Annotated in this window: 26 protein-coding genes; 6 read left to right on the top strand and 20 right to left on the bottom strand. The window is 62.9% G+C overall.

Annotated elements, in window-relative coordinates; all coding sequences use genetic code 11:
* Window positions 1-87: 87 nt before the first annotated feature.
* From lon to RT697_RS12720, 5 genes are all read right to left on the bottom strand, one after another.
* Window positions 88-2,538: an endopeptidase La gene (lon, locus tag RT697_RS12740; protein WP_313699298.1), complete on the bottom strand. Its 2,451-nt coding sequence runs from the start codon at window positions 2,536-2,538 to the stop codon at window positions 88-90.
* A gap of 258 nt (window positions 2,539-2,796) precedes the next feature.
* Window positions 2,797-4,095 (bottom strand): ATP-dependent Clp protease ATP-binding subunit ClpX, encoded by a 1,299-nt coding sequence (clpX, locus tag RT697_RS12735; protein ID WP_313699297.1) that lies wholly within the window; start codon window positions 4,093-4,095, stop codon window positions 2,797-2,799.
* 102 nt (window positions 4,096-4,197) lie between these two features.
* Entirely contained in the window at window positions 4,198-4,851 is a 654-nt protein-coding gene (gene clpP, locus RT697_RS12730) for an ATP-dependent Clp endopeptidase proteolytic subunit ClpP (RefSeq protein WP_056562440.1), read from the bottom strand.
* 4 nt (window positions 4,852-4,855) lie between these two features.
* The gene (tig, locus tag RT697_RS12725; protein ID WP_313699295.1) at window positions 4,856-6,166 is read right to left on the bottom strand and encodes a trigger factor; all 1,311 of its coding nucleotides are present in this window, start codon (window positions 6,164-6,166) and stop codon (window positions 4,856-4,858) included.
* Between the two features lie 164 nt (window positions 6,167-6,330).
* Window positions 6,331-7,086: a M48 family metallopeptidase gene (locus RT697_RS12720; RefSeq protein WP_313699294.1), complete on the bottom strand. Its 756-nt coding sequence runs from the start codon at window positions 7,084-7,086 to the stop codon at window positions 6,331-6,333.
* Window positions 7,087-7,341: 255 nt separating this feature from the next.
* Between RT697_RS12720 and RT697_RS12715 the strand changes: the two genes are divergently transcribed.
* Window positions 7,342-7,887: a TIGR00645 family protein gene (locus RT697_RS12715; protein WP_313699292.1), complete on the top strand. Its 546-nt coding sequence runs from the start codon at window positions 7,342-7,344 to the stop codon at window positions 7,885-7,887.
* A gap of 94 nt (window positions 7,888-7,981) precedes the next feature.
* Here the strand turns inward: RT697_RS12715 and RT697_RS12710 are convergent, their stop codons facing one another.
* The 5 genes from RT697_RS12710 to RT697_RS12690 form a co-directional block, all read right to left on the bottom strand.
* Complete coding sequence (locus RT697_RS12710) at window positions 7,982-8,188, bottom strand: cold-shock protein (protein ID WP_042794090.1); 207 nt, start codon at window positions 8,186-8,188, stop codon at window positions 7,982-7,984.
* Window positions 8,189-8,508: 320 nt separating this feature from the next.
* Complete coding sequence (locus RT697_RS12705) at window positions 8,509-9,072, bottom strand: DUF924 family protein (protein WP_313699291.1); 564 nt, start codon at window positions 9,070-9,072, stop codon at window positions 8,509-8,511.
* 139 nt (window positions 9,073-9,211) lie between these two features.
* Complete coding sequence (locus RT697_RS12700) at window positions 9,212-9,415, bottom strand: cold-shock protein (RefSeq protein ID WP_006220190.1); 204 nt, start codon at window positions 9,413-9,415, stop codon at window positions 9,212-9,214.
* A 371-nt stretch (window positions 9,416-9,786) separates the two neighbouring features.
* A complete protein-coding gene (locus RT697_RS12695) occupies window positions 9,787-10,107 on the bottom strand; it encodes a hypothetical protein (protein WP_312428470.1) in 321 nt (106 codons plus the stop codon).
* A 93-nt stretch (window positions 10,108-10,200) separates the two neighbouring features.
* Complete coding sequence (locus RT697_RS12690) at window positions 10,201-10,599, bottom strand: hypothetical protein (protein WP_313699289.1); 399 nt, start codon at window positions 10,597-10,599, stop codon at window positions 10,201-10,203.
* Between the two features lie 123 nt (window positions 10,600-10,722).
* Here RT697_RS12690 and RT697_RS12685 point away from each other — a divergent pair, with 123 nt between their 5' ends.
* Window positions 10,723-11,025: a DUF2513 domain-containing protein gene (locus RT697_RS12685; protein ID WP_313699306.1), complete on the top strand. Its 303-nt coding sequence runs from the start codon at window positions 10,723-10,725 to the stop codon at window positions 11,023-11,025.
* 25 nt (window positions 11,026-11,050) lie between these two features.
* Here the strand turns inward: RT697_RS12685 and RT697_RS12680 are convergent, their stop codons facing one another.
* The 3 genes from RT697_RS12680 to RT697_RS12670 all read right to left on the bottom strand — a co-directional run bounded on the left by RT697_RS12680 (window position 11,051) and on the right by RT697_RS12670 (window position 13,021).
* The gene (locus RT697_RS12680; RefSeq protein ID WP_313699288.1) at window positions 11,051-11,356 is read right to left on the bottom strand and encodes a hypothetical protein; all 306 of its coding nucleotides are present in this window, start codon (window positions 11,354-11,356) and stop codon (window positions 11,051-11,053) included.
* A 95-nt stretch (window positions 11,357-11,451) separates the two neighbouring features.
* A complete protein-coding gene (locus tag RT697_RS12675; protein WP_313699305.1) occupies window positions 11,452-11,838 on the bottom strand; it encodes a Rid family hydrolase in 387 nt (128 codons plus the stop codon).
* Window positions 11,839-11,863: 25 nt separating this feature from the next.
* A complete protein-coding gene (locus RT697_RS12670) occupies window positions 11,864-13,021 on the bottom strand; it encodes a DSD1 family PLP-dependent enzyme (RefSeq protein ID WP_313699287.1) in 1,158 nt (385 codons plus the stop codon).
* 122 nt (window positions 13,022-13,143) lie between these two features.
* Here RT697_RS12670 and RT697_RS12665 point away from each other — a divergent pair, with 122 nt between their 5' ends.
* Entirely contained in the window at window positions 13,144-14,058 is a 915-nt protein-coding gene (locus RT697_RS12665; RefSeq protein ID WP_313699285.1) for a LysR family transcriptional regulator, read from the top strand.
* Window positions 14,059-14,088: 30 nt separating this feature from the next.
* Here the strand turns inward: RT697_RS12665 and RT697_RS12660 are convergent, their stop codons facing one another.
* Window positions 14,089-14,487, bottom strand: coding sequence for a RidA family protein (locus RT697_RS12660; protein WP_313699284.1), 399 nt, complete (start codon window positions 14,485-14,487; stop codon window positions 14,089-14,091).
* A gap of 160 nt (window positions 14,488-14,647) precedes the next feature.
* Here RT697_RS12660 and RT697_RS12655 point away from each other — a divergent pair, with 160 nt between their 5' ends.
* Window positions 14,648-14,956 (top strand): hypothetical protein, encoded by a 309-nt coding sequence (locus RT697_RS12655; protein WP_313699283.1) that lies wholly within the window; start codon window positions 14,648-14,650, stop codon window positions 14,954-14,956.
* 25 nt (window positions 14,957-14,981) lie between these two features.
* On the opposite strand, the gene RT697_RS12650 is transcribed toward RT697_RS12655, so the two are convergent.
* Together RT697_RS12650 and RT697_RS12645 are read right to left on the bottom strand one after the other, a co-directional pair.
* Window positions 14,982-15,239 (bottom strand): hypothetical protein, encoded by a 258-nt coding sequence (locus RT697_RS12650; RefSeq protein WP_313699282.1) that lies wholly within the window; start codon window positions 15,237-15,239, stop codon window positions 14,982-14,984.
* Window positions 15,240-15,351: 112 nt separating this feature from the next.
* Window positions 15,352-17,001, bottom strand: a complete 1,650-nt coding sequence (locus RT697_RS12645) for an intermembrane transport protein PqiB (RefSeq protein ID WP_313699281.1) — start codon at window positions 16,999-17,001, stop codon at window positions 15,352-15,354.
* A 161-nt stretch (window positions 17,002-17,162) separates the two neighbouring features.
* On the opposite strand from RT697_RS12645, the gene RT697_RS12640 reads away from it, so the two are divergent.
* Window positions 17,163-17,648 carry a GNAT family N-acetyltransferase gene (locus tag RT697_RS12640; RefSeq protein ID WP_313699280.1) on the top strand — a complete coding sequence of 162 codons (486 nt, stop codon included), beginning with the start codon at window positions 17,163-17,165 and terminating at the stop codon, window positions 17,646-17,648.
* A gap of 14 nt (window positions 17,649-17,662) precedes the next feature.
* Here RT697_RS12640 and RT697_RS12635 read toward each other — a convergent pair whose 3' ends face one another.
* From RT697_RS12635 to aqpZ, 3 genes are all read right to left on the bottom strand, one after another.
* Window positions 17,663-17,971 carry a DUF3892 domain-containing protein gene (locus RT697_RS12635; protein WP_291378261.1) on the bottom strand — a complete coding sequence of 103 codons (309 nt, stop codon included), beginning with the start codon at window positions 17,969-17,971 and terminating at the stop codon, window positions 17,663-17,665.
* Window positions 17,972-18,039: 68 nt separating this feature from the next.
* On the bottom strand, window positions 18,040-18,897 hold the full coding sequence (gene kdsA, locus RT697_RS12630; protein ID WP_313699278.1) for a 3-deoxy-8-phosphooctulonate synthase: 858 nt from the start codon (window positions 18,895-18,897) through the stop codon (window positions 18,040-18,042).
* Window positions 18,898-19,033: 136 nt separating this feature from the next.
* The gene (gene aqpZ, locus RT697_RS12625; RefSeq protein WP_313699276.1) at window positions 19,034-19,747 is read right to left on the bottom strand and encodes an aquaporin Z; all 714 of its coding nucleotides are present in this window, start codon (window positions 19,745-19,747) and stop codon (window positions 19,034-19,036) included.
* 396 nt (window positions 19,748-20,143) lie between these two features.
* Between aqpZ and RT697_RS12620 the strand changes: the two genes are divergently transcribed.
* Window positions 20,144-20,548: a hypothetical protein gene (locus RT697_RS12620; protein ID WP_313699274.1), complete on the top strand. Its 405-nt coding sequence runs from the start codon at window positions 20,144-20,146 to the stop codon at window positions 20,546-20,548.
* Window positions 20,549-20,574: 26 nt separating this feature from the next.
* Here RT697_RS12620 and RT697_RS12615 read toward each other — a convergent pair whose 3' ends face one another.
* Window positions 20,575-21,981, bottom strand: coding sequence for a diguanylate phosphodiesterase (locus RT697_RS12615; protein ID WP_313699272.1), 1,407 nt, complete (start codon window positions 21,979-21,981; stop codon window positions 20,575-20,577).
* Window positions 21,982-22,127 lie beyond the last annotated feature (146 nt).

The raw sequence follows: 22,127 nt of genomic DNA, 5'->3' as shown, positions 1-22,127 counted from the left end.
TTTGCTTTGGGATGTCCGCAAGACTTGCGACCCCCTTGGGCTTCGGAGACGCCCCCTTTCGAGAGCGCCCCAGCGTTCAAGACGCCATCAGTGCTTCATGACCGGGTCGGTCGAGCCAGGTTCAGCCGGCTTGGCAACCAACGATTCCTTGACGGCTTCTTCCTCGGCCAACGGCTCCGGCAGACGCTCCAAGGCCAGTTCCAGCACCTTGTCGATCCAACGCACCGGCACGATTTCAAGGTGATTCTTGACGTTGTCCGGGATCTCCGCCAAATCCTTGACGTTTTCTTCCGGGATCAGAACCGTCTTGATACCGCCACGGTGAGCCGCGAGCAGCTTTTCCTTTAGGCCGCCGATCGGCAGCACTTCACCGCGCAGCGTGATCTCGCCCGTCATGGCGACGTCTGCGCGCACCGGAATGCGCGACAGGGCCGACACCATGGCCGTGGTGATCGCGATACCTGCGGACGGACCGTCCTTGGGCGTCGCACCTTCCGGCACGTGCACGTGCATGTCGTGCTTCTCGAAGACGCTGTCGGCAAAGCCCAGGCGGCGAGCCCGCGAACGCACGACGGTGCGCGCTGCCTCGACCGATTCCTTCATCACATCGCCGAGCGAACCCGTGCGCTGGATGACGCCCTTGCCGGGCATGTCCGCGACTTCGATCGTCAGCAGGTCGCCGCCGACTTCCGTCCACGCCAGGCCGGTCACCTGACCGATCTGGTTTTCCTTTTCGGCCATGCCAAACGCGTAGCGGCGCACACCGAGGTAATCGCTGAGGTTGTCGGCCGTAACGTTGACCGCCTTGACCTCGAGCGTCTTGCCCTCGGCCTTGGCGCGATCGCTTTGGGTCAGCAACTGCTTGATGACCTTGCGGCAGATCTTGCCCACTTCGCGTTCGAGCGCACGGACACCGGCTTCGCGGGTGTAGTAGCGCACGATGTCGCGCAGCGCGCTGTCGTCGACAGTCAGTTCGGTATCCTTCACGCCGTTGTTCTTCATCAGCTTGGGCAGCAGATGGTCGCGGGCGATGTGGATCTTTTCTTCCTCGGTATAACCCGACAGGCGGATCACTTCCATACGGTCCAGCAGTGCCGGCGGAATGTTCAGCGTGTTGCTGGTGGCCACGAACATGACGTCGGACAGATCGAAGTCGACCTCGATGTAGTGGTCCTGGAACGTGTGGTTCTGTTCCGGATCCAGCACTTCGAGCAGAGCCGACGAGGGATCGCCACGGAAATCCATGCCCAGCTTGTCGATTTCATCAAGCAGGAACAACGGATTACGCACGCCGACCTTCGACATGTTCTGCACGATCTTGCCGGGCATGGAACCGATGTACGTACGACGGTGGCCGCGGATCTCGGCTTCGTCGCGCACGCCGCCCAGGGCCATGCGCACGAACTTGCGGTTCGTGGCCTTGGCGATCGACTGGCCGAGCGAGGTCTTGCCGACGCCCGGAGGGCCGACCAGGCACAGGATCGGCGCCTTCACCTTGTCCACGCGCTGTTGCACGGCAAGATATTCGAGGATCCGTTCCTTGACCTTTTCCAGACCGTAGTGGTCGTTGTCCAGCACCGTTTCGGCGTTGCTGATCGAGTTGTTGATCTTGCTCTTCTTTCTCCAGGGGAGATTGATGAGCGTGTCGATGTAGTTGCGCACCACGGTGGCTTCGGCCGACATGGGCGACATGAGCTTGAGCTTCTTGAGCTCGGCATCGGCCTTCTTGCGCGCCTCTTTGGGCATGTGGGCAGCGATGATCTTCTTTTCAAGCTCTTCGATGTCCGCGCCCTCTTCGCCTTCGCCCAACTCCTTCTGAATGGCCTTGACCTGCTCATTCAGGTAGTAGTCGCGTTGGCTCTTTTCCATCTGCTTCTTCACGCGGCCGCGAATCCGCTTCTCGACCTGGAGAATGTCGATTTCGGTTTCGAGTTGCGTGAGCAGACCTTCGAGGCGTTCGGAGGTGCCGGTGATCTCGAGCATCTTTTGCTTCTGCTCGAGCTTCAACGGCAGATGCGCGGCGATCGTGTCAGCCAGGCGGCCGGCATCGTCGATGCCCGCCAGCGAGGTCAGGATTTCCGGCGGGATCTTCTTGTTGAGCTTTACGTACTGCTCGAACTGCGCAACGATGGCGCGGCGCAAGGCTTCGGTTTCGGAGCCCTGCATGGCGTCCGGTTCGATGGGCGACACCTGGCAGGTGAAGTGCGAATCGGCATCTTCAATGGTGTTGATGCGCGCGCGCTGCGTGCCTTCGACCAGCACCTTCACGGTGCCGTCGGGCAACTTGAGCATTTGCAGGATGCCGGCGACGCAGCCAATTTCGTATACGTCTTCAGGCGTGGGGTCATCTTTGCCGGCGGACTTTTGAGCCACCAGCATGATGCTTTTGCCCGCTTCCATCGCGACCTCGAGCGCGCGGATGGAGCGCGGACGGCCGACGAACAGCGGGATGACCATGTGCGGGAACACTACGACATCGCGCAGCGGCAGCAGGGGAAGGTCGATCGGGTCGGAAGGCAGGGTCTGGCTGGCAGACATATGAGGTTCCTCGGTATGACTCGGCGTATGGGGACGGGACACCCGGGTAATACCCGAGCAAACTCGTCAATTACGTCTGTTATGGGAACAATAGCCGAAAATTCAAGATCTCGGCCGCCTGGATCACCAAAAGGCCCCAAAAAGGCCCTGGAACCGCCTCCAGTATGCGGCCATGGCGGCCGGCTGAAAAGCGTGATCGGGGATGGAGAAGCGCCCTAGGCAAAAAAACCCGTTACTGGAACGGGCTTTTTTGAAATATCAGGCGGCGGCGTCGCGGACTTCTCCGCGATCCGGCTTCTCTGGCGCGGCGTTTTCATCCGCGTAGATGAGCAAGGGCTTGCCCTCGCCTTCGATGGCGTTTTCGTCGAGCACCACACGCTTGACGTTGCCCTGCGAGGGCAGGTCGTACATGGTGTCGAGCAGCGCCTGTTCGATGATGGAACGCAGACCGCGAGCGCCCGTCTTGCGGCGCAGCGCCTTGCGGGCGATGGCCTTGAGCGCGGCGGGCCGCACGTCGAGCTCAGCGCCTTCCATGGCGAACAGCTTTTGGAACTGCTTGAGCAAGGCGTTCTTGGGCTCGGTCAGGATCTGGACCAGCGCGGCTTCGTCCAGCTCGTCCAGCGTGGCGACCACGGGCAGACGGCCAACCAGTTCGGGGATGAGGCCGAACTTGATGAGGTCTTCGGGCTCGACTTCGGAGAACAGTTCACCGACGCCGCGTTCGGACTTGGCGCGCACGGACGCCGAGAAGCCGATGCCGGACTTTTCAGTGCGGTCGCGGATGACCTTTTCCAGTCCGTCGAAGGCGCCGCCCACGATGAACAGGATGTTGGTCGTGTCGACTTGCACGAAGTCCTGGTTCGGGTGCTTGCGGCCGCCTTGCGGGGGCACCGACGCCACCGTGCCTTCGATCAGCTTCAGCAAGGCCTGCTGCACGCCCTCGCCCGACACGTCGCGGGTGATGGACGGGTTGTCGGACTTGCGCGAGATCTTGTCGATCTCGTCGATGTAGATGATGGCGCGCTGGGCCTTTTCGACTTCATAGTTGCAATTTTGCAGCAACTTCTGAATGATGTTTTCGACGTCTTCACCCACGTAACCGGCTTCGGTCAGCGTGGTGGCGTCGGCCATGACGAAGGGCACGTTCAGCATGCGAGCCAGCGTCTGGGCCAGGAGCGTCTTGCCGGAGCCGGTGGGCCCGATCAGCATGATGTTGCTCTTGGAGAGCTCGACTTCGTCGCCCTTGATTTCGCCGTGGCGAATGCGCTTGTAGTGGTTGTAGACGGCCACGGCCAGCATGCGCTTGGGCGACGATTGCCCAATGACGTACTGGTCGAGGAAAGTCTTGATTTCAGCCGGAGTGGGCAGCTCGGAACGAATCGCCGCACGCGCGGTGGCTTGCGCCTCCTCGCGGATGATGTCGTTGCACAAATCTATGCATTCATCGCAGATGAATACCGACGGACCCGCGATCAGCTTGCGGACTTCGTGCTGGCTTTTATTGCAAAACGAGCAATGCAGCACCTTAGCGTCTGCCGATCCCTTTTTTTCAGGCATATTTCTTTCGTATCTCAGGTAAAGATGCGCCAGGCCGGGTAAATGGCCTAGCGCATGCGCTTACTCAAACATGATGGCAGCGGGTCTGGATCAACCGGGAAGTCAGCCTTCGGACCGGGAGGCCATGACCTTGTCCACCAGTCCATACGATACCGCATCTTCGGCCGACATGAAGTTGTCACGTTCCGTATCCAGCTCGATGCGCTCCATGCTCTGTCCGGTGTTGGTGGACAGGATGCGGTTGAGGCGCTCGCGCAGGTCCAGGATTTCTCGGGCCTGGATCTGGATGTCGGAAGCCTGCCCCTGGGCGCCGCCCGAGGGCTGGTGAATCATGATGCGCGAGTTGGGCAGGGTGAACCGCTTGCCCTTCTTGCCGGCAGCCAGCAGGAACGCGCCCATGCTGGCCGCAAGGCCGGTGCACAGGGTGGACACGTCCGGCTTGACGAACTGCATGGTGTCAAAAATGGCCATTCCCGCGTACACCGACCCGCCGGGCGAGTTGATGTACAGGGAAATGTCCTTGTCAGGATTCTCCGATTCCAGGAACAGCAACTGAGCCACGACCAGGTTGGCCGTGGCGTCGTTCACCGGACCCACCAGGAAAATGAGCCGTTCGCGGAGCAGACGCGAATAGATGTCGTAGGCGCGCTCGCCGCGCCCCGACTGCTCGATCACCATGGGAATGTAGCCCAGGCCGGTGGGGGTCACCGAAGACCCGCCATTCATTGCCGCATAGAAATCGGTGAATCTCTGCATAGTGTTACGCCATCCCCATCAACTGATCGAAAGCCACCTTTTCGTCGGTGACCTTGGCCTTTTCCAGAACGTGCGCGACGACGTTGTCTTCGAGCACGATAGCTTCGATTTCAGCACGACGCTGGCGGTCTGCCAGGTAATAGCTGACAACCTGGGCGGGTTGTTCGTAGTTCTGGGCGAATTCTTCGATGCGTGCGCGCACCTGTTCCGGCTTGGCTTGGAGCTGGGCTTGCTTGACCAGTTCGGACACCAGCAGGCCGAGGCGGACACGGCGCTCGGATTCGGTCGAGAAAGCCTCGGCCGGGATCGGCACGGATTCGGCGTTGGGCACACCGCGCTGCTTCAGTTCTTCGCGGGCAGCGGCGATACGGCCTTGCACGTCGTTGTCGATCAGGGCCTTCGGCACGTCGAACTTGCCGGCTTCGACCAGAGCGTCCATGACGCTGGCCTTGGTGCGGCCTTGCGAACGGACTTTGACTTCGCGCTCGATGTTGCTGCGGATGTCGGCCTTGAGCTTTTCGACGTCGCCTTCGGCCTGGCCGAGCGACTTGGCGAATTCGCCGTTCAGTTCGGGCAGGACGCCTTCAGCCACTTCCTTGATGGTGATGGTGAATTCGGCGGTCTTGCCGGCGACTTCGACGCCTTGGTAATCATCCGGGAACTTGAGCTGGAAAACCTTGGTTTCGCCAGCCTTCAGGCCGCGGGCGGCTTCTTCGAATTCCGGCAGCATGCGGCCTTGGCCGAGCACGAACGGGAAGTCTTCGGCCTTGCCGCCTTCGAACGGCACGCCGTCGATGGTGCCGGCGAAGTCGAGCGTGACACGGTCGCCGTCGGCGCTGGCGCGACCTTCACGGGCTTCGAACGTGGCGCGTTGCTTACGCAGCACGTCCAGCGTCTGCTGGACTTCGGCGTCGGTGACGTCGGTTTCGTAGCGGGTGACGGCCAGGTCGGACAGGTCCGGCACGGCGACTTCGGGGTAGACCTCGAACGTGGCGGTGAACGCCAGCGTGTCGTCGGAAACGCCTTCCGTCTTGGGCTCGAGGTTCGGGGCGCCGGCAACGCGCAGCTTGGCGCCGTCGATGGCTTGTTCAAAGGCACGGCCAACTTGGCTATTGATCACGTCGTAGCGGATGCTGGGACCATGGCTGCGCTCGAGCATGGCGAGCGGCGCCTTGCCCGGACGGAAGCCGGGGACCTTGGCGGTCCGAGCCACGCGCTTCAATTGCGCCTGGACTTCCTTTTCGACGTCGGCCACCGAGACGGCCAGATCAACACGGCGCTCCAGGCCGGAGAGGGTTTCAACCACAGGCTGCATTAAAAGACCTATTTTCCGAGAGATGAGATTACGGGCGGATAAACGCGGCATTTTACCGGAAACTTCCGGAACCCTGACGCAAAGGGGCGCGAGCCCCGGATTTGCCCGGATGCTCGCGCCCCGTTTATCGTCCAAAAAACGACGATCGACGCCTGGCTAAGCGGTTACTTGGCCTTGGCGATGCGGTCTTCGATGTGCTGTGCGCGCTTGGCCGAAGACGGGTGGGAGCTCATCATATCGCTCTTGCCGCCGTCGAGCTCAGCCAGCTTCTGGAACGCGGTCACGAGGCCACGCGTATTCTGCTTCTTGGACTGCAGCAGGTCGAACGAATAATCGTCCGCCGCGCTTTCCTGCGATTGCGAGAACTGCGCATTGATGAACTTCTCGGTCAGATCGCCCAGTTGCGAGGAGCTCAGCTGAGCGACGGTCGCGCCGCCCGCCGCGCCAGCTGCGTCACGCGCAGCCGACACCGTGTAGGCGGTCTGCATCGCCTTTTTCGTGTGACCGAGCGCCACGTGGCCGATTTCGTGACCGACCACGCCCATCACTTCGTCGTCCGTCATCATGTCCATGAGGCCGCTATAAACGCGGATGCAACCGTTGGCCATTGCCCAGGCGTTGACGTCCTTGGTGACGTAAACCTTGTAGCTGGCTTTCTGGCCATTGACCGTGCTGCCCAGCGCCTTGGCGATCTTCTGCAGACGGGCGTCGTACTTGCTGCCCGGTCCGGCGATCTTTTCCTGCGAATCGCTCTGGGCGCACGCCTTGTCCGACAGGGTCTTGATCTCGGCATCGCTCAGCGTGGCCGCCTGGACGACCTTGGCGCCAGCGCCGACGAGCCCACCGATGTCCAACGCATGTGCGGCCGAGTAAGGGGCAAGCGCAACGGCCAACGCGGCGACGGTGTAGCGGATCTTCATGGGAACAAACTCCTATTGACTTGTTCTATGCAAACGAGGCGGCAATTCTATATACGCCCATAGCTTTCGAAGCATTCCGGCACAGAGTTTCGCAAATGCGATTTTCGCTTACCAAATAGCCGAGCAATTCGAAGGCTGCCATGCTAAGCATCTTCAGGCCATTTGAAGCCGTTCAAAAGAGATGCCCGCTGTCTCATGGCGTTGATAGAATTGCCGCCGCGCTTTTTTTCGCAAATCCAACGGCTCGCACCCAACATGATCCCGAATCCCCCTCCCCGCCTAGGCCTGCTTCCCAGTCTCATCTTCAGTTCGCGCTGGCTGCAGCTACCGCTATACCTGGGCCTGATCGTCGCGCAGGGCGTCTATGTGATGCTGTTCCTCAAGGAACTCTGGCATCTGGTCACCCACGCCGCCAGCTTCGGCGAAATGGAAATCATGCTGATCGTGCTGGGGCTGATCGACGTCGTCATGATCTCCAACCTGCTGGTGATGGTCATCGTGGGCGGCTACGAGACGTTCGTGTCGCGCCTGCGCCTGCAGAACCATCCCGACCAGCCGGAGTGGCTTAGCCACGTAAACGCCAGCGTCCTGAAGGTGAAGCTTGCGATGGCCATCATCGGCATCTCGTCGATCCACCTGCTGCGCACCTTCATCGAAGCCGGCACCATCGGCACGCCGAACGCGCGCTTCACCGAAGCTGGCGTGATGTGGCAGACCATCATCCACGCCATCTTCATCCTGTCGGCACTTGGGATCGCCCTGGTCGACAAGCTGTCGACCAGCAGCACCGCCAAGCACTGAGGCAAACCACGACAAAAAAAGCCCCCACGCGCAAACGTGGGGGCTTTTTTATGGATAGAACGCCGGGCGAGCCCGGAACGCTACCCGAAAGGTGTCAGGCCGCGACCTTGATGTTCTTGGCGCTGGGACCCTTGGGGCCGGTTCCAACGTCGAAAGTGACCCGCTGGTTTTCTTGCAGCGACTTATAGCCTTCGCTGCGGATTTCGGAGTAGTGAGCGAAAAGATCCTTGCTGCCGTCGTCGGGCATGATGAAGCCATAACCCTTTTCGGCGTTGAACCACTTGACGATGCCGGTTGCCATGGGATGTCCTTGACCTAAAAAGCGATTGCTCGCGGGACGCCAGATCTTCAAGGATGGGAGAGGATAGCAACCGCGGCACCACTGACGGCGACCAAGGAGAACGCAGACCGCGTCGCTTGAGAATCTCGCTGAAACCAGTTTATTGGTGAACCCGGAAAAACGTCAAATGTCCGAAAGGGCTGGATTGATGCCCGAAAAAGCCGGCTACACCCGCTAAAGAGCGCAAGCCGGATGCGCGCACACGCTCAACATTTTCAACTTGCCACGTACCGATACACGTAGACACTGCGCCGCTTGGAGCTTGCCCACGCCGCCGCGCCCTACCCTGCAAAGCCGCCCGATTCCAGGAACTCGCGTTCGGCCTGGGTCGTCTGGCGCCCCAACGCCGCGTTCCGGTGCGGGAAGCGCCCGAAACGCTTGATGATGTCGCGATGCAAGATGGCCCATCGCACAGATTCCGCGCCCAGCGGCTCCATCAGCGCGATAGCCCGATTCTGAGCCGCCAGGCTCTCGGCATGTTCGAACGGCATGTAGAAGAATTGACGCAGCGAGGCATCGACCGCGAGGTCATGGCCCGCAGCGATGGCGCGTTCAGCAAAATGCAGCGCCAGCGCGTCGGTGGCGAACATGTGTCCGGTATCGCGGTAGGCATTGCGGGGAAACTGGTCCAACAGGATCATGAGCGCGATCGCGCCCGCGGGCTCGTCCAACCAGGCATCGAGCTGGCGTGCCGCAGCCGCCATGTGCGCACCTTCGAAGCGTGCGCGAAAGGCGACATCGAATTCCGCACTCTTCCTGAACCATTGCGCGGGTCCGGCGTCCAGCCAGAATGCGACCACATCGGCGGGTTGCGGGTCGGACGGCTTTGGGGGTGTCGTGGTCATGGCGGCGATGGGCTCTTGGGATTGGAAGCGCTGCCGCCGCAGAAACGTTGGCCGCGCCAAGGAAAATCGGCCGCCAAGCATAACGCGCAGAAAACAAAAAAGGCCCCGCTAGGGGGCCTTCTTGAGAAAACTCAGATCCTTACAGGACTTGAATCTTCGTGGCTTGCGGGCCCTTGGGGCCATTGGCCGTCACAAAGCTGACGCGCTGGTTCTCTTCCAGAGACTTGAAGCCCGAACCCTGAATTTCGGAGAAGTGAGCGAAGAGGTCCTTGCCGCCCGCTTCCGGGGTGATGAAGCCATAACCCTTTTCCGAATTGAACCACTTAACGACGCCGGTTTCCATACTGTATTTCCTAGAGATAATGGGCAAATGCCCGGAGGTCACGAATCAATCAAGGAGGGGACAGTAGAACAATAACGCTGAGCCGGAAAAGGCACGGCACTGATCGAAAATCGCAACGCTTGTGATCGTGTGCCGACACTATCGTTATGTTCCCCTCACAAGTCAACATAATCCTAAAAAATACGTGCCAATAATGCAACAAAGAGAAACTGCGCAGTTATTCCGCACGTTTTTAAAGGCAAAACGGGTCCCTGCATTGGTGTTAACACCAATACATCATAAAAAAACAAACAAGGCTTATATAAATGCCATCTAAAGTCAGCGCGACCTGCAATACGCCGTTTGGATGACACTATGGTTTGCCGTCAGGCTTACTCGTCGATAGGTAAACCCAACAAGTCGAGCGCCGCGCCAAAAGCATCGGGGCCCGAGCAAAGGAAAACCGCCACGTCGCCGGGATTCATATTTTCCAGCACTTGGTCGATCTGTTCTTGCGCATTATCAACATTGTCGACATTGGCGGCGTGTATGTCCGCTCCTGCATCGACTTTTTCGCGCGGCACGATATCTGCGATCGCATTGAGATCGTCTACGCCCATCACGACATAGACGCTGATGCTTTCGCCATCCAGCGTGGTGTGCAGCTCGACGCCGCCCGCTACGTCGGCAACGTGCCGACTGAGTATTTCCATTTCCATCTTCCTTGATTTGCGGGCTGAGCCCGCCAGGGCGCCGCACCATGCAGGTGCTCACGCACGCCCAGGCGCGACTATAACAGCCTTAGGCTAATGTTTCTTCGACAGGGGGCCTAGCGACTGCCGCGCGGCCCCGGAAGTGGCAGCCACGCTACGGCAGCGCACCCCGGCTTCCGCCAGCACGCGGGCCAGCGGCTTCTGGGCGGCCAGGAACGTGGTCTTCTCGTCGCCTGCCAGCTTGCACAGGAAAAGCTGGGCCTGGAGCTGGGTACGGCGGGCCTTGCGGTTGTCAGCCTCTTTGGCGAGCCATTCGCCCACCCAGGCGGCGGCGGCCTCGGCATCGCCCTGCTGCTTGACGTGGCCGAGCAGGTCGTAGACGGTGACGCCGTCAATGCGATCATCCTCGCCGCGCGAGAGGAACAGCTTGGCGGACTGGCCCGTGTAGCCGGGGACGACCGCCAGGCAATCCCGTTCTGCGGGTTTTTTCATGGTGTTTTCGAATGTGGTTTAGCAAGAACCCCGGACTGTAACGCAGGCGCGCGCGCAGTCCTATTGCTGAAGCCGAAGTCTGCTATCGTCGACCTGTTCTTTTACCCCTACATGGTGGACATCATGCAACGCGATTTCGACTTGGTCGTCACGATTCTGGGCGCCCTGCGCGACGCCCCCGGCCCCAACCTGAGCACGCACGACATCAAGAATGCCGCGCTGGCGCCGCACCCCGAAGAGCAAGGCCTGCAGGTCATCGCGCATCACCTGGACCTGCTGGAAGATGCCGGCCTGGTCAAGCAGGTCAGCGAGACCGCGGCGAACGCCGGTGCGACGCGCTGGCGCATTACCTGGAAGGGGTATGACGCCCTCGAGCAGGATGAGGACGACGAAGATGAGGACGAGGACTTCGACGCGGAAGAATGAGAAGCCCGTCCGTCCGATCAGCGCATCATTGGCGCAATGACTGAGCCATTTGCCGGTGCTGCCGTTGCAGGCGGATGCGCCGCGTCAGCAGCGCCGCAGCGGCGCCGATCACCAGACTGAACATGAAGGCGGCGATCGACAGCATCGCCGCCAGTTCGTCGAACCCTCCCTGGCGCGCCAGCAGCAGCACGGCCGCGAAAATCGCCGCCGCCCATCCCAGCAGGCCGATCACCAGGTGTTTGACGGACTGCAGGCGGCCGCACAGGGCGCCGCCGGCAAGCGCGGCGGCCACCATGGCAGCCATGGACCAGAACAGATACTCGTAGTGCATGTGGACGGTCTCCGCCAAGGGCATTGAGGCGCCCGCATTATAGGCGTCGCCTGTTTGGCGGCCTCTCGCGTCCGTCCTCGCCCCACAGAACGGGGTCAGCCCACCGCCACCACACTGATTTCCACCAGCGCGCCGTAGTGGAGTTCGCGCGTGGGCACGATTGCACGCGCGGGGCGGTGGCTGCCGAAGCACGCTTCGTACACCGCGTTGACCTCATCCCACAGACTGACGTCCGGGATGTAGACGGTGACGTTGACCACGGACGATAACGACGAGCCTGCAGCCTCGAGAATGGCCCGCACGCTACGCAGCGCTTCCCGCGTCTGCCCGGCCGCGTCCTCCGCCAGGACGGCGCGCACGCCGGGTCCGGCCGGGGGTAAAAAGCCCAGTTGCCCGGAGACGAAGATGAAGCCGTTCGCGCGAACCGCCTGGGAGTAATGCCCGGCCGGCGGCGTGGCGTCGGGGGTTTGAATGAAGTCCATGCCGAAGTCCTTGGTGATGCGCGGCTTACCAGCCACGGAAGCGTTCCCAGCGTGCCACCACGCCTGGCTCTCCGGAGCGCACTACCTCATAGGCGTCGTGCTGCGCGCACGTCGCGCAGGCGTGATTCGGGACGATGCGCAGCTTGGCGCCGATGGGCAGGTCCGGCAGGACCGCATTGCTGCCCGGGCGCACCTTGATGATCCCCTGCTCCTGGTTGGTTTCGGCCAGCAGCACGTCCGTATAGACCTTGCCGTCCACGTCGCACACCAGGCCATACAACTGGTCGACGGGCTGCTTGGCCGTGCCACGGTCGCGCGACATCGCCATCCATCCCGCGTCGACCAGGATCCAGCCCTTCTCGGGCTGATGGCCGATGACGGTAGTGAGCACCGTGGCGGCGATGTCGTCCACGCTGCACACGCCCAACCCGGCCATCACCAGGTCGAAGAAGACGTACACGCCGGCCCGGACTTCCGTCACACCGTCCAGATTGCGCGCGAAGTGCGCGGTGGGCGTGGAACCGACGCTGACCACCGGACACGGCAGGCCCGCGCCGCGGATCGCTTCTGCGCAGCTTACGGCGGCCCAGCGTTCCTGTTCGGCCATGTCGGCAATGGCCTCGACACTGCGGCAGCCATAGGATTCGCCCGCGTGCGTCATGACGCCGCGCAGGCAGGCGCCGTCTTCGTGCAACACGCGCGCGATTGCCAGCAGTTGGTCCGTGTCCTTGGGCTGCACGCCGGCACGGTGGCCGTCGCAATCGATCTCGATGAGCGCCGGGATGGGGTCGCCGGCAGCCTTGGAACGTGCCGACACCGCGCGCGCGGCCTCGATACTGTCGACCACCACGGTCAGGTCGATGCCGCGCTGACGCAAGGCCAGCACACGGTCGAGCTTCGACGGCGATACGCCGACCGCATACAGCAGATCGGTGACGCCCGCGGCGGCGAACTGTTTGGCCTCTTGCAGGGTCGAGACGGCGGCCGGCCCTTGCGGCGTCGCCATCAGACGGCGGGCGACCTCGATCGACTTGGGCGTTTTCAGATGGGGACGCAGCCGGACGCCGTGGCCGGCCATCAGGGCGTTCAAGCGCTCAATATTGCGCGTCATGCGCGTTTCGTCGAGCAGCAGGCAAGGCGTTTCCAGGGCATCCAGCGTGGACACGGCGGTTTCCAGGGTCATGGCAGTCTCTTTGCGAGTAAGCGGCGGGCACGTCGCGGCCCGCGGAAATCAGTACGCAGTATGGCGCGGATGACGCTTCGCTTGTTTAATACGAACTTAATATTCCATTAAGCCACAATTGAATGATCGCCACTGACGACCTGCGCTTTTTCCTGAGCCTTTCCACGGCCGGCTCGCTTGCGCAAGCCGCGCGCGCGCTGGACGTGACGCCGCCTGCCATCACGCAACGCCTGAACGCGCTGGAAAAGCGGCTGGGCGTAAGGCTGGTCAACCGCTCGGCCCGCGGCATTGCGCTGACCGAAGAAGGCCGTCTGCTGGCCATGCGCGCCGCGCAGATCTGCAATGACCTGACCCTGCTGGCCGACGAACTGGCGGGCCGCCGTGGCGTCGTGGCGGGACATCTTCGGGTGGTCGCGCCGCTGGGGTTCGGTCAGCGTTACATCGCCGGCCTGGTCGCCGATTTCCGGTCGCGCAGCGAAGACGTGACGGCCAGCCTGACGTTGTCGGACGGCCCTCCCCGGCTGGCATCCGACAACTGGGACGTGATGGTCCACATCGGTGAGCTGCGCGACTCCACGCTGGTCGCCTATCCGCTGGCGCCCAACCGGCGCATCCTGTGCGCATCGCCCGCCTACCTGGCGCGCTGGGGCGCGCCGACGTCGCCGGAAGACCTGCGCAACCATGACTGCATCGCCTTGCGCGAAAACGACGAAGACGTGACGCTGTGGCGATTCAGGCGTGCGCGCGGCGCGGCGGTAGGCGTGCGCATCGCGCCCGTGATGTCGTGCAATGCGGGCGCGACGGCGCTGGAATGGGCGCGGGCCGGACACGGCATCATCGCGCGGTCCGAATGGGACGTTGCCGCGCACCTGCGCACGGGCGAACTCGTGCCGTTGCTGGCGGGCTGGAATTTGCCCGATGCGAATGTGGTGGCGCTGGTGAAATCGCGGCAGGAGCTGTCCGCGCGCACCGCGGGATTTCTGGCGTCTCTGCGCGCCGCATTCGCCGTGCCGCCGTGGCGCGAGCCGTCGGCATGACAGCCGCGCAGATCGAAAGCTGCAATCCGCTCAGTCGAGCATCGCTTCCGCTTCGATCTCGATCAGCCATTCGGGCAGCGACAGCCCGCTGACGATGATCCACGAAGACGGCGGCGGATCGACCTTGAAGCGGTCCCGCAGCGCCTGCGCCACGACTTCCTGTTCGGTGCTGACCGAATCGCAGATATAGATACGCAGCATGATGACCTGCGACATGCTGCCGCCAGCCGCCGCCAGCACGCGCTCGATGTTGTCCAGCGCGGCCTCGGTCTGCACCTGCAGCCCCGGTCCGACGGTCTTTTCGTTGGCGTCCACACCGACCTGGCCGGACAGCAGCATGCGGCACTGGCCAGTCACGATGACCGCCTGGCTGAAACCGTACTGCACGGAATTGAATACCGTGTCGGGATTGACGACGATTCGGGACATGAACTTCTCCTGTGCAAGCCGGCGCTGGGCGGCTGGCCATTCTAGCAATCGGGCAGCCTGCGTCAGCACACAGGCGCCCCGCCGGATCGACCAAACGCGGTATGGAGGGGCGGCACGGCGTTTGCTACGCTGGCTCATCTGTTCAGCCAGGGTGATGGCCATGAGCGACAAGATTCGAGTCCTGTGCATTCAACCCGCATCTGCATCCGCGCGTTTCGCGTTCCTGTTGATCGCATTGAAATGGTCGCTGGGCGCCACGCCCCGGCCGTCGCGGCTACAGATCGGGCCGCATGACCTGGCGCCCGAAGGCTCGGAAAGCGCGTTCTGGCAATTTGCGCTGCGCCACGCCTTTTCAAGCCAGTCCATTCTTGTCACGCGGGGCGACCATTGGGATGTGTCGGCGTCGGTGGACGGCGACGAGGTCCGCGCGTTTGGCAGGACCTTTGCGTTGAGACAGTGCCTTTTTTGATCCGCAACGCGATGCGCCCCGCGCCTCAGGCGTTGGCGGGCGCCTTGCGATGAAAGGCGGCCAATTCTTCCGCGGTCCAGCGCTGGCGCGCTTCGTCCTGACAGCAGGTCCGGTACACCAGAGCTCCCACGTCCAGAAAGCGCTTCACATCGGCTTCCGAGAGCTTGCCCTGCACCTGCATGAGGCAGTCCGCAAGGCTTGAAAGCACGCCGTCCCATCCGTCGGACCTGCCCGGCGACACCGGCAACGTGATCATGCGCGCCATCATTTCACTATGGTCCATGCTGAGTCTCCGCTCTGACGCGGCGCCGCTCGGTCCGCAACCACCGGGCGCCCCGGAGGCATACAGCAAGTGGCGTTCCCGCCGGGTCCCGGTGTCAGACACCCGAGGCAGATCAACGAGCCGTTGCCCGCCCCGGCGCCGGGTCTTGCGCGCGCCCTCGCAGCAGCGACCCCGGATGGGCCTGCAGGTAGTCGGCCAATTCCCGTAACGACCGCGCCGTGCGCACCAGCTCCTGCAGCAGTGCGCTCGTGTTGACGGGCAAGCCCGAATCGGGGCTGAGCAGCCCGCCGACAGCGGCCAGCGACCGGCTTGCCTGGCGCAACGTCGCGGTCGCCTCGGGCGCAAGCTGCGTGTCCAGACGCTTCATCAGCTTTGACGTGCCCTGCAGCAGGTTGTTGAGCTCGGCGCCCAGGCCTTCAAAAGGGACCCTGTCGAGCTTGGTCAGGATGCTGTTGATCTGCAGCTGCAACTGGTCCAGATTGTTCGGCACCGTGGGGATGAAAGGCGCGTCCTCCATCTTGAACGTCGCGGGCTCGGCGTCCGGAAATACGGCCATGGCGACATACAGCTGGCCAGTCAGCAGATTGCCGATGCGCAGTTGCGCCCGCAATCCCTGGTCGATCATGGCCGCCATCAGCTTGCCGGTGGGATGCGTGTCCGTAGAGCCGGAAAACTCCTTGATCTCCTCAACCGTTTTGGCGCCCAGCCGCTCGGGATAGAGCGTGGCGTCGACCAGCGCGTAGAACTCCTGCGTGCTCCGATCCAGTTCCAGTCCGATGGCGTCGACCCGCCCGACCGACGCGCCAAACGCGTCGATGGGTGCACCGACGGACAGTCCGCGCACCGACTGATTGAAGCGCAAGCGGATGCGCAGCGGCGTGCCGTCCGGCTGCGCGCGCGCCGCGGTCTCGGAGGGGTAGATGACGAACGCGGTGTCCGGCTTGGCCGCGGTGTGCAAACGGGTCTCGACGGAATCGAAGGCGACGCCGCCCACGATCACCGACACCAGCGACTGCGACCGCACTTGCAGCCCGCCCGCGTCCACCGAGAAGTCGACGCCGCTGGCGTTCCAGAATCGCGTGCCTTCGTTGACAAAGGCATCGTTGGGCGCGTCGACGAACACCTGGATATCGACGCCCTTGCCGGTGGCATCCAGCCGGTAACTCACCACCTGTCCCACCGCGATGCGCCGGTAATAGACGGGTGACCCGATGTCCAGCGAGCCGAGGTCGTGGCCCTTGAGGGTGAAGCGTTTGCCGGGCCTGTCCTGCGTCACCTCGGGCGGGACTTCCAGGCCGACGAATGCGAATTTGGTCGCCTTGCGCGGATCGCTGCCGCCATTGCGGCCGGCGGGATCCAGGCCGATGTAGGCGCCGGACAGCAGCGTGCTCAGGCCCGAGACGCCGCTGAGGGTCAGGCGCGGCCGCACCACCCAGAACACGGTGCCTTCTTGCAGGAGCCCTGCCGCGTCCTTGTTGAGCTGCACCGTCGCGATCACGCCGGTCCGGTCCGCGTTGAGCGCCACACGTTGCACCGTGCCGACGGTCAATTCCTTGTAGCGGACCTGTGTCTTGCCGGCCTCCAGCCCTTCTGCCGTCTGGAAGCTGATCGTGGCCTCGGGCCCCGCGTCCATCCAGACCTTCAGCACGAGCAGCAGGCCACCCAGCACCGCGACGATCGGCACCAGCCAAATCCAGGAAAATCGCCGGCCGCGGCCGGCGGGCGGCGGCTTTTGGACGGCGGCAGGCGCAGTCTCGGGCATTGAGGGCATCCTTCTTGAGCACGCGTACGGACTCTGGGTGCAATCCCGATCAAGGGTCGCGCCGGGCGGTCCGCCGCGCAACAAGGGTATTCCCGACGTCCCCGGCTGCCTGCTGCGCCAATAGCGGGTAGGATAGCCATCCCAATAAACAGGAATGCTCCGTGAATATCGAAATCCGTCCCGCCGCGCCGTCGGACGCGGCCCAGATCCATGCCTTCATCACCGAGTTGGCCGTCTATGAACGGGCTGCGCACGAGGTGATCGCCAGCGCCGAAGACGTCGAGCGCACCTTGTTTGCCGAAGGCGCGCCCGCCCGCGCGTTGATGTGCCTGCTGGACGGCAAGGCCATCGGCTACGCCGTCTATTTCTACAGCTACTCCACCTGGCTCGGCAAGAACGGCATCTATCTGGAAGATCTATACGTCACACCCGAACACCGTGGCATCGGCGCGGGCCGCGACCTGTTGCGTCATTTGGCGCGCGAGGCGGTGGCGAACGGCTGCGGACGTCTGGAATGGAGCGTGCTGGACTGGAACCAGCCCGCCATCGACTTCTATCAATCCATCGGCGCCCTGCCCCAGGACGAATGGGTGCGCTATCGGATGGCAGGCGATGCACTGGTCAACTTCGCCGAGGGCCGCCGCTAGGGCAGCCGCACCGGTTAAAACTCCGGCAGGTCGAACAGCGTGTGCAAGGTGGAACTGGGCACCGGCACCGACGCAAGGTGTTCGCGCCCGCCGGCGTCCACCAGCACGCGCACCGCGCGCGATGCGACGGTCAGGCCGTCGACGCTGATCGCGGTCTCGACCTCGGCGCCGTCCTTGATGAGTTCAATGACTTCGGCGGCTGCAGCCGTCGTGGGCTCCGAGATCCAACCGGGAACGCCGCGCACGGCCTGCCCCCAGCGCACGTAGGCGATATGGCCACTTCCGGCCTCTTTGCGCACGGCGACGATCACATACAAAGACATCCAGGCCTCCCTAATGTTTGGCCTGGATCGTATAACAGCTTGGCGGCCGTGTGATGACCGCGCACGCGTCAGGGTTCGATGTCGATCGGCGCAAAGGACTTCACCAGGTCATCAAGCTGCTTGAGCTGCGTCAGGAAGGGCTCGAGCTTGTCCAGCGGCAAGGCGCTGGGGCCATCGCATTTTGCATTCTTGGGATCGGGGTGGGCTTCCAGGAAAAGGCCCGCCAGCCCGACCGCCATGCCGGCACGCGCCAGGTCCGCCACCTGTTCACGACGACCGCCGGATGCCGCGTCCAGCGACGAACGCTGCTGCAAGGCGTGGGTCACGTCGAAAATCAGCGGACGGTTGCCGGACACCTTTTTCATGACGCCGAAACCCAGCATGTCGACGACCAGATTGTCGTAGCCAAAGCTGGTGCCGCGATCACACAGGATCAGCTTGGCGTTGCCGGCTTCGGTGAACTTCTCGACGATGTTCAGCATCTGCGCGGGGCTAAGAAACTGCGGCTTCTTGATATTGACCACGCGCTGCGTCTTGGCCAGGGCGACCACCAGATCGGTCTGGCGCGCCAGAAAGGCCGGCAGTTGCAGGATGTCGGCAACTTCTGCCACGGGCGCGGCCTGCCACGGCTCGTGGACGTCGGTGATGACCGGCACGCCGAATTCCTTTTTCACGGCTTCGAAGATCTTCATGCCTTCTTCGAGGCCGGGGCCGCGGTACGAATGGATGGACGAGCGGTTGGCCTTGTCGAACGAGGCCTTGAACACGTAGGGAATGCCCAGCTTAATGGTGACGCGCTGGTATTCCTCGCAGGCGCGCAGCGCCAGCTCCTTGGATTCCAGCACATTGATGCCGCCGAACAGCACGAAGGGCCGGTCGTTCGCGCAGGCGATCGAGGGGGAAATTACGACTTCTGGGGCGGTCATGATGGGCGATCCTGTAAAGGTGAAGCAGGTGATAGTGCGTAATGTACAACCTGCTTCGTTGCGCCTTTCCCTGACCGGCCCCATTTTCCGTCAGGCAGCGGCCCGGAAGTGATTCACGGGCCGCGGTTCCGTCTTGTCAGGCGCGCTCGAGCGCCGGGTCGCTGACCAGCCGGTAGGCCACCGCGCCGATGATCGCACCCAAGATCGGCGCCAGCCAGAACAGCCACAGCTGCTCCAGCGCCCAGCCGCCCACGAACAGTGCCGGCCCGGTCGAGCGCGCCGGGTTCACCGACGTGTTGGTGACCGGAATGCTGATGAGGTGGATGAGGGTCAGCGCAAAGCCGATGGGAATGGCGGCAAAGCCGGCCGGCGCCCGCCGGCTGGTGGCGCCGAGAATCACGAAGATGAAGCCGGCCGTCAGCACCACTTCGGTCACCAGCGCGGACAGAAGCGTGTACTTGCCTGGTGAATAGGCGCCATAGCCATTGGCGGCGAAATGGCTGGCCTTCAGGTCGAAACCCAGCTTGCCGTTTGCAATGCAGGCCAGGACCGCCGCCGCGGCGATGGCGCCCAGCACCTGAACGATGACGTACGGCAGGATTTCGCGAGCGGGAAAGCGGCCGCCAGCCACCAGCCCCACCGTGACAGCGGGGTTGAAGTGTCCGCCCGATATGTGGCCCACGGCAAAGACCATCGTCAGGACGGTCAGGCCGAACGCCAGCGCGACGCCCGCGAAACCAATGCCCAATTGCGGAAATCCGGCGGCAAGCACCGCCGCGCCGCAACCGCCCAGCACGAGCCAGAAGGTGCCGAAGAACTCAGCGCCGCAACGCTTGGGTAGTGAATACATGTCCATTCCTCAGTATCGAAAGCCCTAAGGTATCGGCAAGCGCGCGGGGCAATATTCAAGAATCGACAATCTTGACGATTCTTGTATGCAAGCGCGTCAGGCGAGCAGTTGCTGGACAACATAGCCGGGGCGCACGCCGCTTGGGATCGTTCGGATGGGGGATGGAACCGCATTCGATTGTCGCGGTGCTGGATCCGATTCCGTTGACGGAAAAAATCGGCGGGTGCAATTTTCAGCGGCACGACATAGCCGGAGGGACACCGTGAAACTGTTGCTCGCCTTTGTTCCCTTCATCACCTTTGCGCTGTTGGAGCACCGGCTCCGCACCCACGCCGCGCTTGTGGCGGCCACGGCAGTTTCTGCCCTGCTGGTAATCCGGGACCGGTTCATTCTCATGTGTCGCCCAAGACATTGGAAGTGGGATCGCTGATCCTCTTTGGGGTGCTGGCCTTCGCCACGCGCTTCGCGGGGTTCAGCCCGTCGCTCTTGAGCGTTCGGCTGCTGGTGGACGCGGGCCTGCTGGCCATCGTGCTGGGCTCGATCTTTGCCGGCCGCCCCTTCACACTTCAGTACGCGATGGAAAAGGTGTCGCCCGACGTGGCCGCCCGTCCGGCGTTCCGGCGCACTGCGGAACGGATCGCGTGGGCGTGGGCAGGCGCCTTCGTGGTCATCGTCCTGGCGGATCTGGCGATGATGTACGTGCCGGCTTTCACGGCCACCGTGGGCACGGTGGTCATCCTGGCGGCGCTTGGCGCGGCGGCCTGGTTTACGGCGTGGTTGCCGAAGGCGGCCCGGCGGTAAATGCGCGCGGCGGGCCTGAGACGGATTCAGCGCGGCGGGATGCGTTCAGGCCACCGCACAGCCGGCACGCCATTGAGCGCCGGCTTGGCGAACAGATAGCCCTGGAACCGCTCGATCCCCGCGGCTTGCAGCCAGCACCATTCCTCGACCCGCTCCACGCCTTCGGCGACGGGCGTGATGCCCATGGCGCTGCACGCGCGGGCAATGCCGCTGACGATCGCCTGGCGGGGTCCGTCCTGATGAATGTTCTGGATGAGTTGGCGGTCGATCTTGAGCTTGTCCGGCTGAAATTCGGCCAGCATCGACAGGCCCGCATAACCCGCGCCAAAATCATCGATTGCGACGCCGATGCCCGCGCGGCGCAGGCGCTCGATCGCGTCCCTGAAGGCGCGCGGCCGCTCGATGGCTTCCTGTTCGGTGATCTCGACGATCACGTGCTGCGGCAACAGCGCGCACGTCGCCACCTGATCCACCAGACGGGCGACGGCGCACGGGTCTTCGATCAGCGACATCGGCAGCAGATTGACCGACAGCTTCACGTCGGTCAGGCCCAACCGCCGCGCCAGCTCGAATGCCGAGGCTTTGGATTCCAGATCAACGCGATATCGATCTGCGGGGTCGAGGCTGGCGAAAAATTGCTCCGGCGACCCGCCGGCTTGGCTGCGGATCAGAAACTCGAATGATGTGATCTCGCGCCGCAGCGGATCGACGATGGGTTGCAGCGCAAAAGGATATGGGCGCGCAGGCGCCGCGGGGTCTTCCTGCGCCAAAGGGGCATCGATGGCCACCAACTGCCAGTTGGCCGCCTCCTCGCCCTCGACGATAGGGTCCGTGCCGCGTGCATCCGCGTACCAGCCAAGGATCTTTACCACCCGGTCGTCACTGCCCGCCCATCGCGGCGGCTTTTCCATCTTCGCCAGAATGCGCGCGGAAACCTGCTGCGGGCCAAGCTCTCGCAAATCCAGCAGCGCCATCGCGTCCCCGCCAAACCGACGGGCAGGTCCTTGGTCCTGCATGAGCAGCACGACGTTCTTGTGGGCATCGTCGCGCCGAATGGCATCGAATATCAGGTTGACCGCTTCGTCCGGGCCTTCCAGCAACTGCACGAAATGAACGCCGTCAAAGAGCAATATGCCGGTGACCTGCATGGCGGCGTTGCGTGCGCGGGCGGGCGTCAGCAGGTCGGTCAGATCCTGCGCGTTCATCGGGGTGACAGCACGGCTGCGGTATATCAGTGTCGATAGCATGTCGTGCTCTTTGCAGACGGGTCGGAAGGGTAATGGCTCGCAGCTATGTCGAGCGGCCGGCGGGTGAACGCAAGGCGCGAAGCGCAGCGACTGGACGGCGTCGAGGGAGACACGATTCGCTGGCGCGTATGCACTGAAACGCATGCACTGACACGCATGGGAGCCGATGCCGTCTGAGGATTTCAAGACCGGTTGCAAAGGTCTGGACGGATCGGCCTGGCGGGTTTGGCCTGAATAATCCGGGAAACCGGACAGTTGGCATGCCCGGCCCAATCATTCCGGAAATGACAGGCTCAAAACTTAAGTAGTCGAACCTAAGTCATTGAACCTAA

This window comes from Achromobacter sp., assembly GCF_032113835.1.
GTDB lineage: Bacteria > Pseudomonadota > Gammaproteobacteria > Burkholderiales > Burkholderiaceae_B > Achromobacter.
Note: the sequence above shows the minus strand (reverse complement) of the source record. Positions and strands in the feature narration are given on the sequence as shown.

Excerpts from the sequence above, each read along its gene's own strand:
- lon (WP_313699298.1), bottom strand. The coding sequence starts at position 2,538 with ATGTCTGCCAGCCAGACCCTGCCTTCCGACCCGATCGACCTTCCCCTG.
- clpX (WP_313699297.1), bottom strand. The coding sequence starts at position 4,095 with ATGCCTGAAAAAAAGGGATCGGCAGACGCTAAGGTGCTGCATTGCTCG.
- clpP (WP_056562440.1), bottom strand. The coding sequence starts at position 4,851 with ATGCAGAGATTCACCGATTTCTATGCGGCAATGAATGGCGGGTCTTCG.
- tig (WP_313699295.1), bottom strand. The coding sequence starts at position 6,166 with ATGCAGCCTGTGGTTGAAACCCTCTCCGGCCTGGAGCGCCGTGTTGAT.
- RT697_RS12720 (WP_313699294.1), bottom strand. The coding sequence starts at position 7,086 with ATGAAGATCCGCTACACCGTCGCCGCGTTGGCCGTTGCGCTTGCCCCT.
- RT697_RS12715 (WP_313699292.1), top strand. The coding sequence starts at position 7,342 with ATGATCCCGAATCCCCCTCCCCGCCTAGGCCTGCTTCCCAGTCTCATC.
- RT697_RS12710 (WP_042794090.1), bottom strand. The coding sequence starts at position 8,188 with ATGGCAACCGGCATCGTCAAGTGGTTCAACGCCGAAAAGGGTTATGGC.
- RT697_RS12705 (WP_313699291.1), bottom strand. The coding sequence starts at position 9,072 with ATGACCACGACACCCCCAAAGCCGTCCGACCCGCAACCCGCCGATGTG.
- RT697_RS12700 (WP_006220190.1), bottom strand. The coding sequence starts at position 9,415 with ATGGAAACCGGCGTCGTTAAGTGGTTCAATTCGGAAAAGGGTTATGGC.
- RT697_RS12695 (WP_312428470.1), bottom strand. The coding sequence starts at position 10,107 with ATGGAAATACTCAGTCGGCACGTTGCCGACGTAGCGGGCGGCGTCGAG.
- RT697_RS12690 (WP_313699289.1), bottom strand. The coding sequence starts at position 10,599 with ATGAAAAAACCCGCAGAACGGGATTGCCTGGCGGTCGTCCCCGGCTAC.
- RT697_RS12685 (WP_313699306.1), top strand. The coding sequence starts at position 10,723 with ATGCAACGCGATTTCGACTTGGTCGTCACGATTCTGGGCGCCCTGCGC.
- RT697_RS12680 (WP_313699288.1), bottom strand. The coding sequence starts at position 11,356 with ATGCACTACGAGTATCTGTTCTGGTCCATGGCTGCCATGGTGGCCGCC.
- RT697_RS12675 (WP_313699305.1), bottom strand. The coding sequence starts at position 11,838 with ATGGACTTCATTCAAACCCCCGACGCCACGCCGCCGGCCGGGCATTAC.
- RT697_RS12670 (WP_313699287.1), bottom strand. The coding sequence starts at position 13,021 with ATGACCCTGGAAACCGCCGTGTCCACGCTGGATGCCCTGGAAACGCCT.
- RT697_RS12665 (WP_313699285.1), top strand. The coding sequence starts at position 13,144 with ATGATCGCCACTGACGACCTGCGCTTTTTCCTGAGCCTTTCCACGGCC.
- RT697_RS12660 (WP_313699284.1), bottom strand. The coding sequence starts at position 14,487 with ATGTCCCGAATCGTCGTCAATCCCGACACGGTATTCAATTCCGTGCAG.
- RT697_RS12655 (WP_313699283.1), top strand. The coding sequence starts at position 14,648 with ATGAGCGACAAGATTCGAGTCCTGTGCATTCAACCCGCATCTGCATCC.
- RT697_RS12650 (WP_313699282.1), bottom strand. The coding sequence starts at position 15,239 with ATGGACCATAGTGAAATGATGGCGCGCATGATCACGTTGCCGGTGTCG.
- RT697_RS12645 (WP_313699281.1), bottom strand. The coding sequence starts at position 17,001 with ATGCCCGAGACTGCGCCTGCCGCCGTCCAAAAGCCGCCGCCCGCCGGC.
- RT697_RS12635 (WP_291378261.1), bottom strand. The coding sequence starts at position 17,971 with ATGTCTTTGTATGTGATCGTCGCCGTGCGCAAAGAGGCCGGAAGTGGC.
- kdsA (WP_313699278.1), bottom strand. The coding sequence starts at position 18,897 with ATGACCGCCCCAGAAGTCGTAATTTCCCCCTCGATCGCCTGCGCGAAC.
- aqpZ (WP_313699276.1), bottom strand. The coding sequence starts at position 19,747 with ATGTATTCACTACCCAAGCGTTGCGGCGCTGAGTTCTTCGGCACCTTC.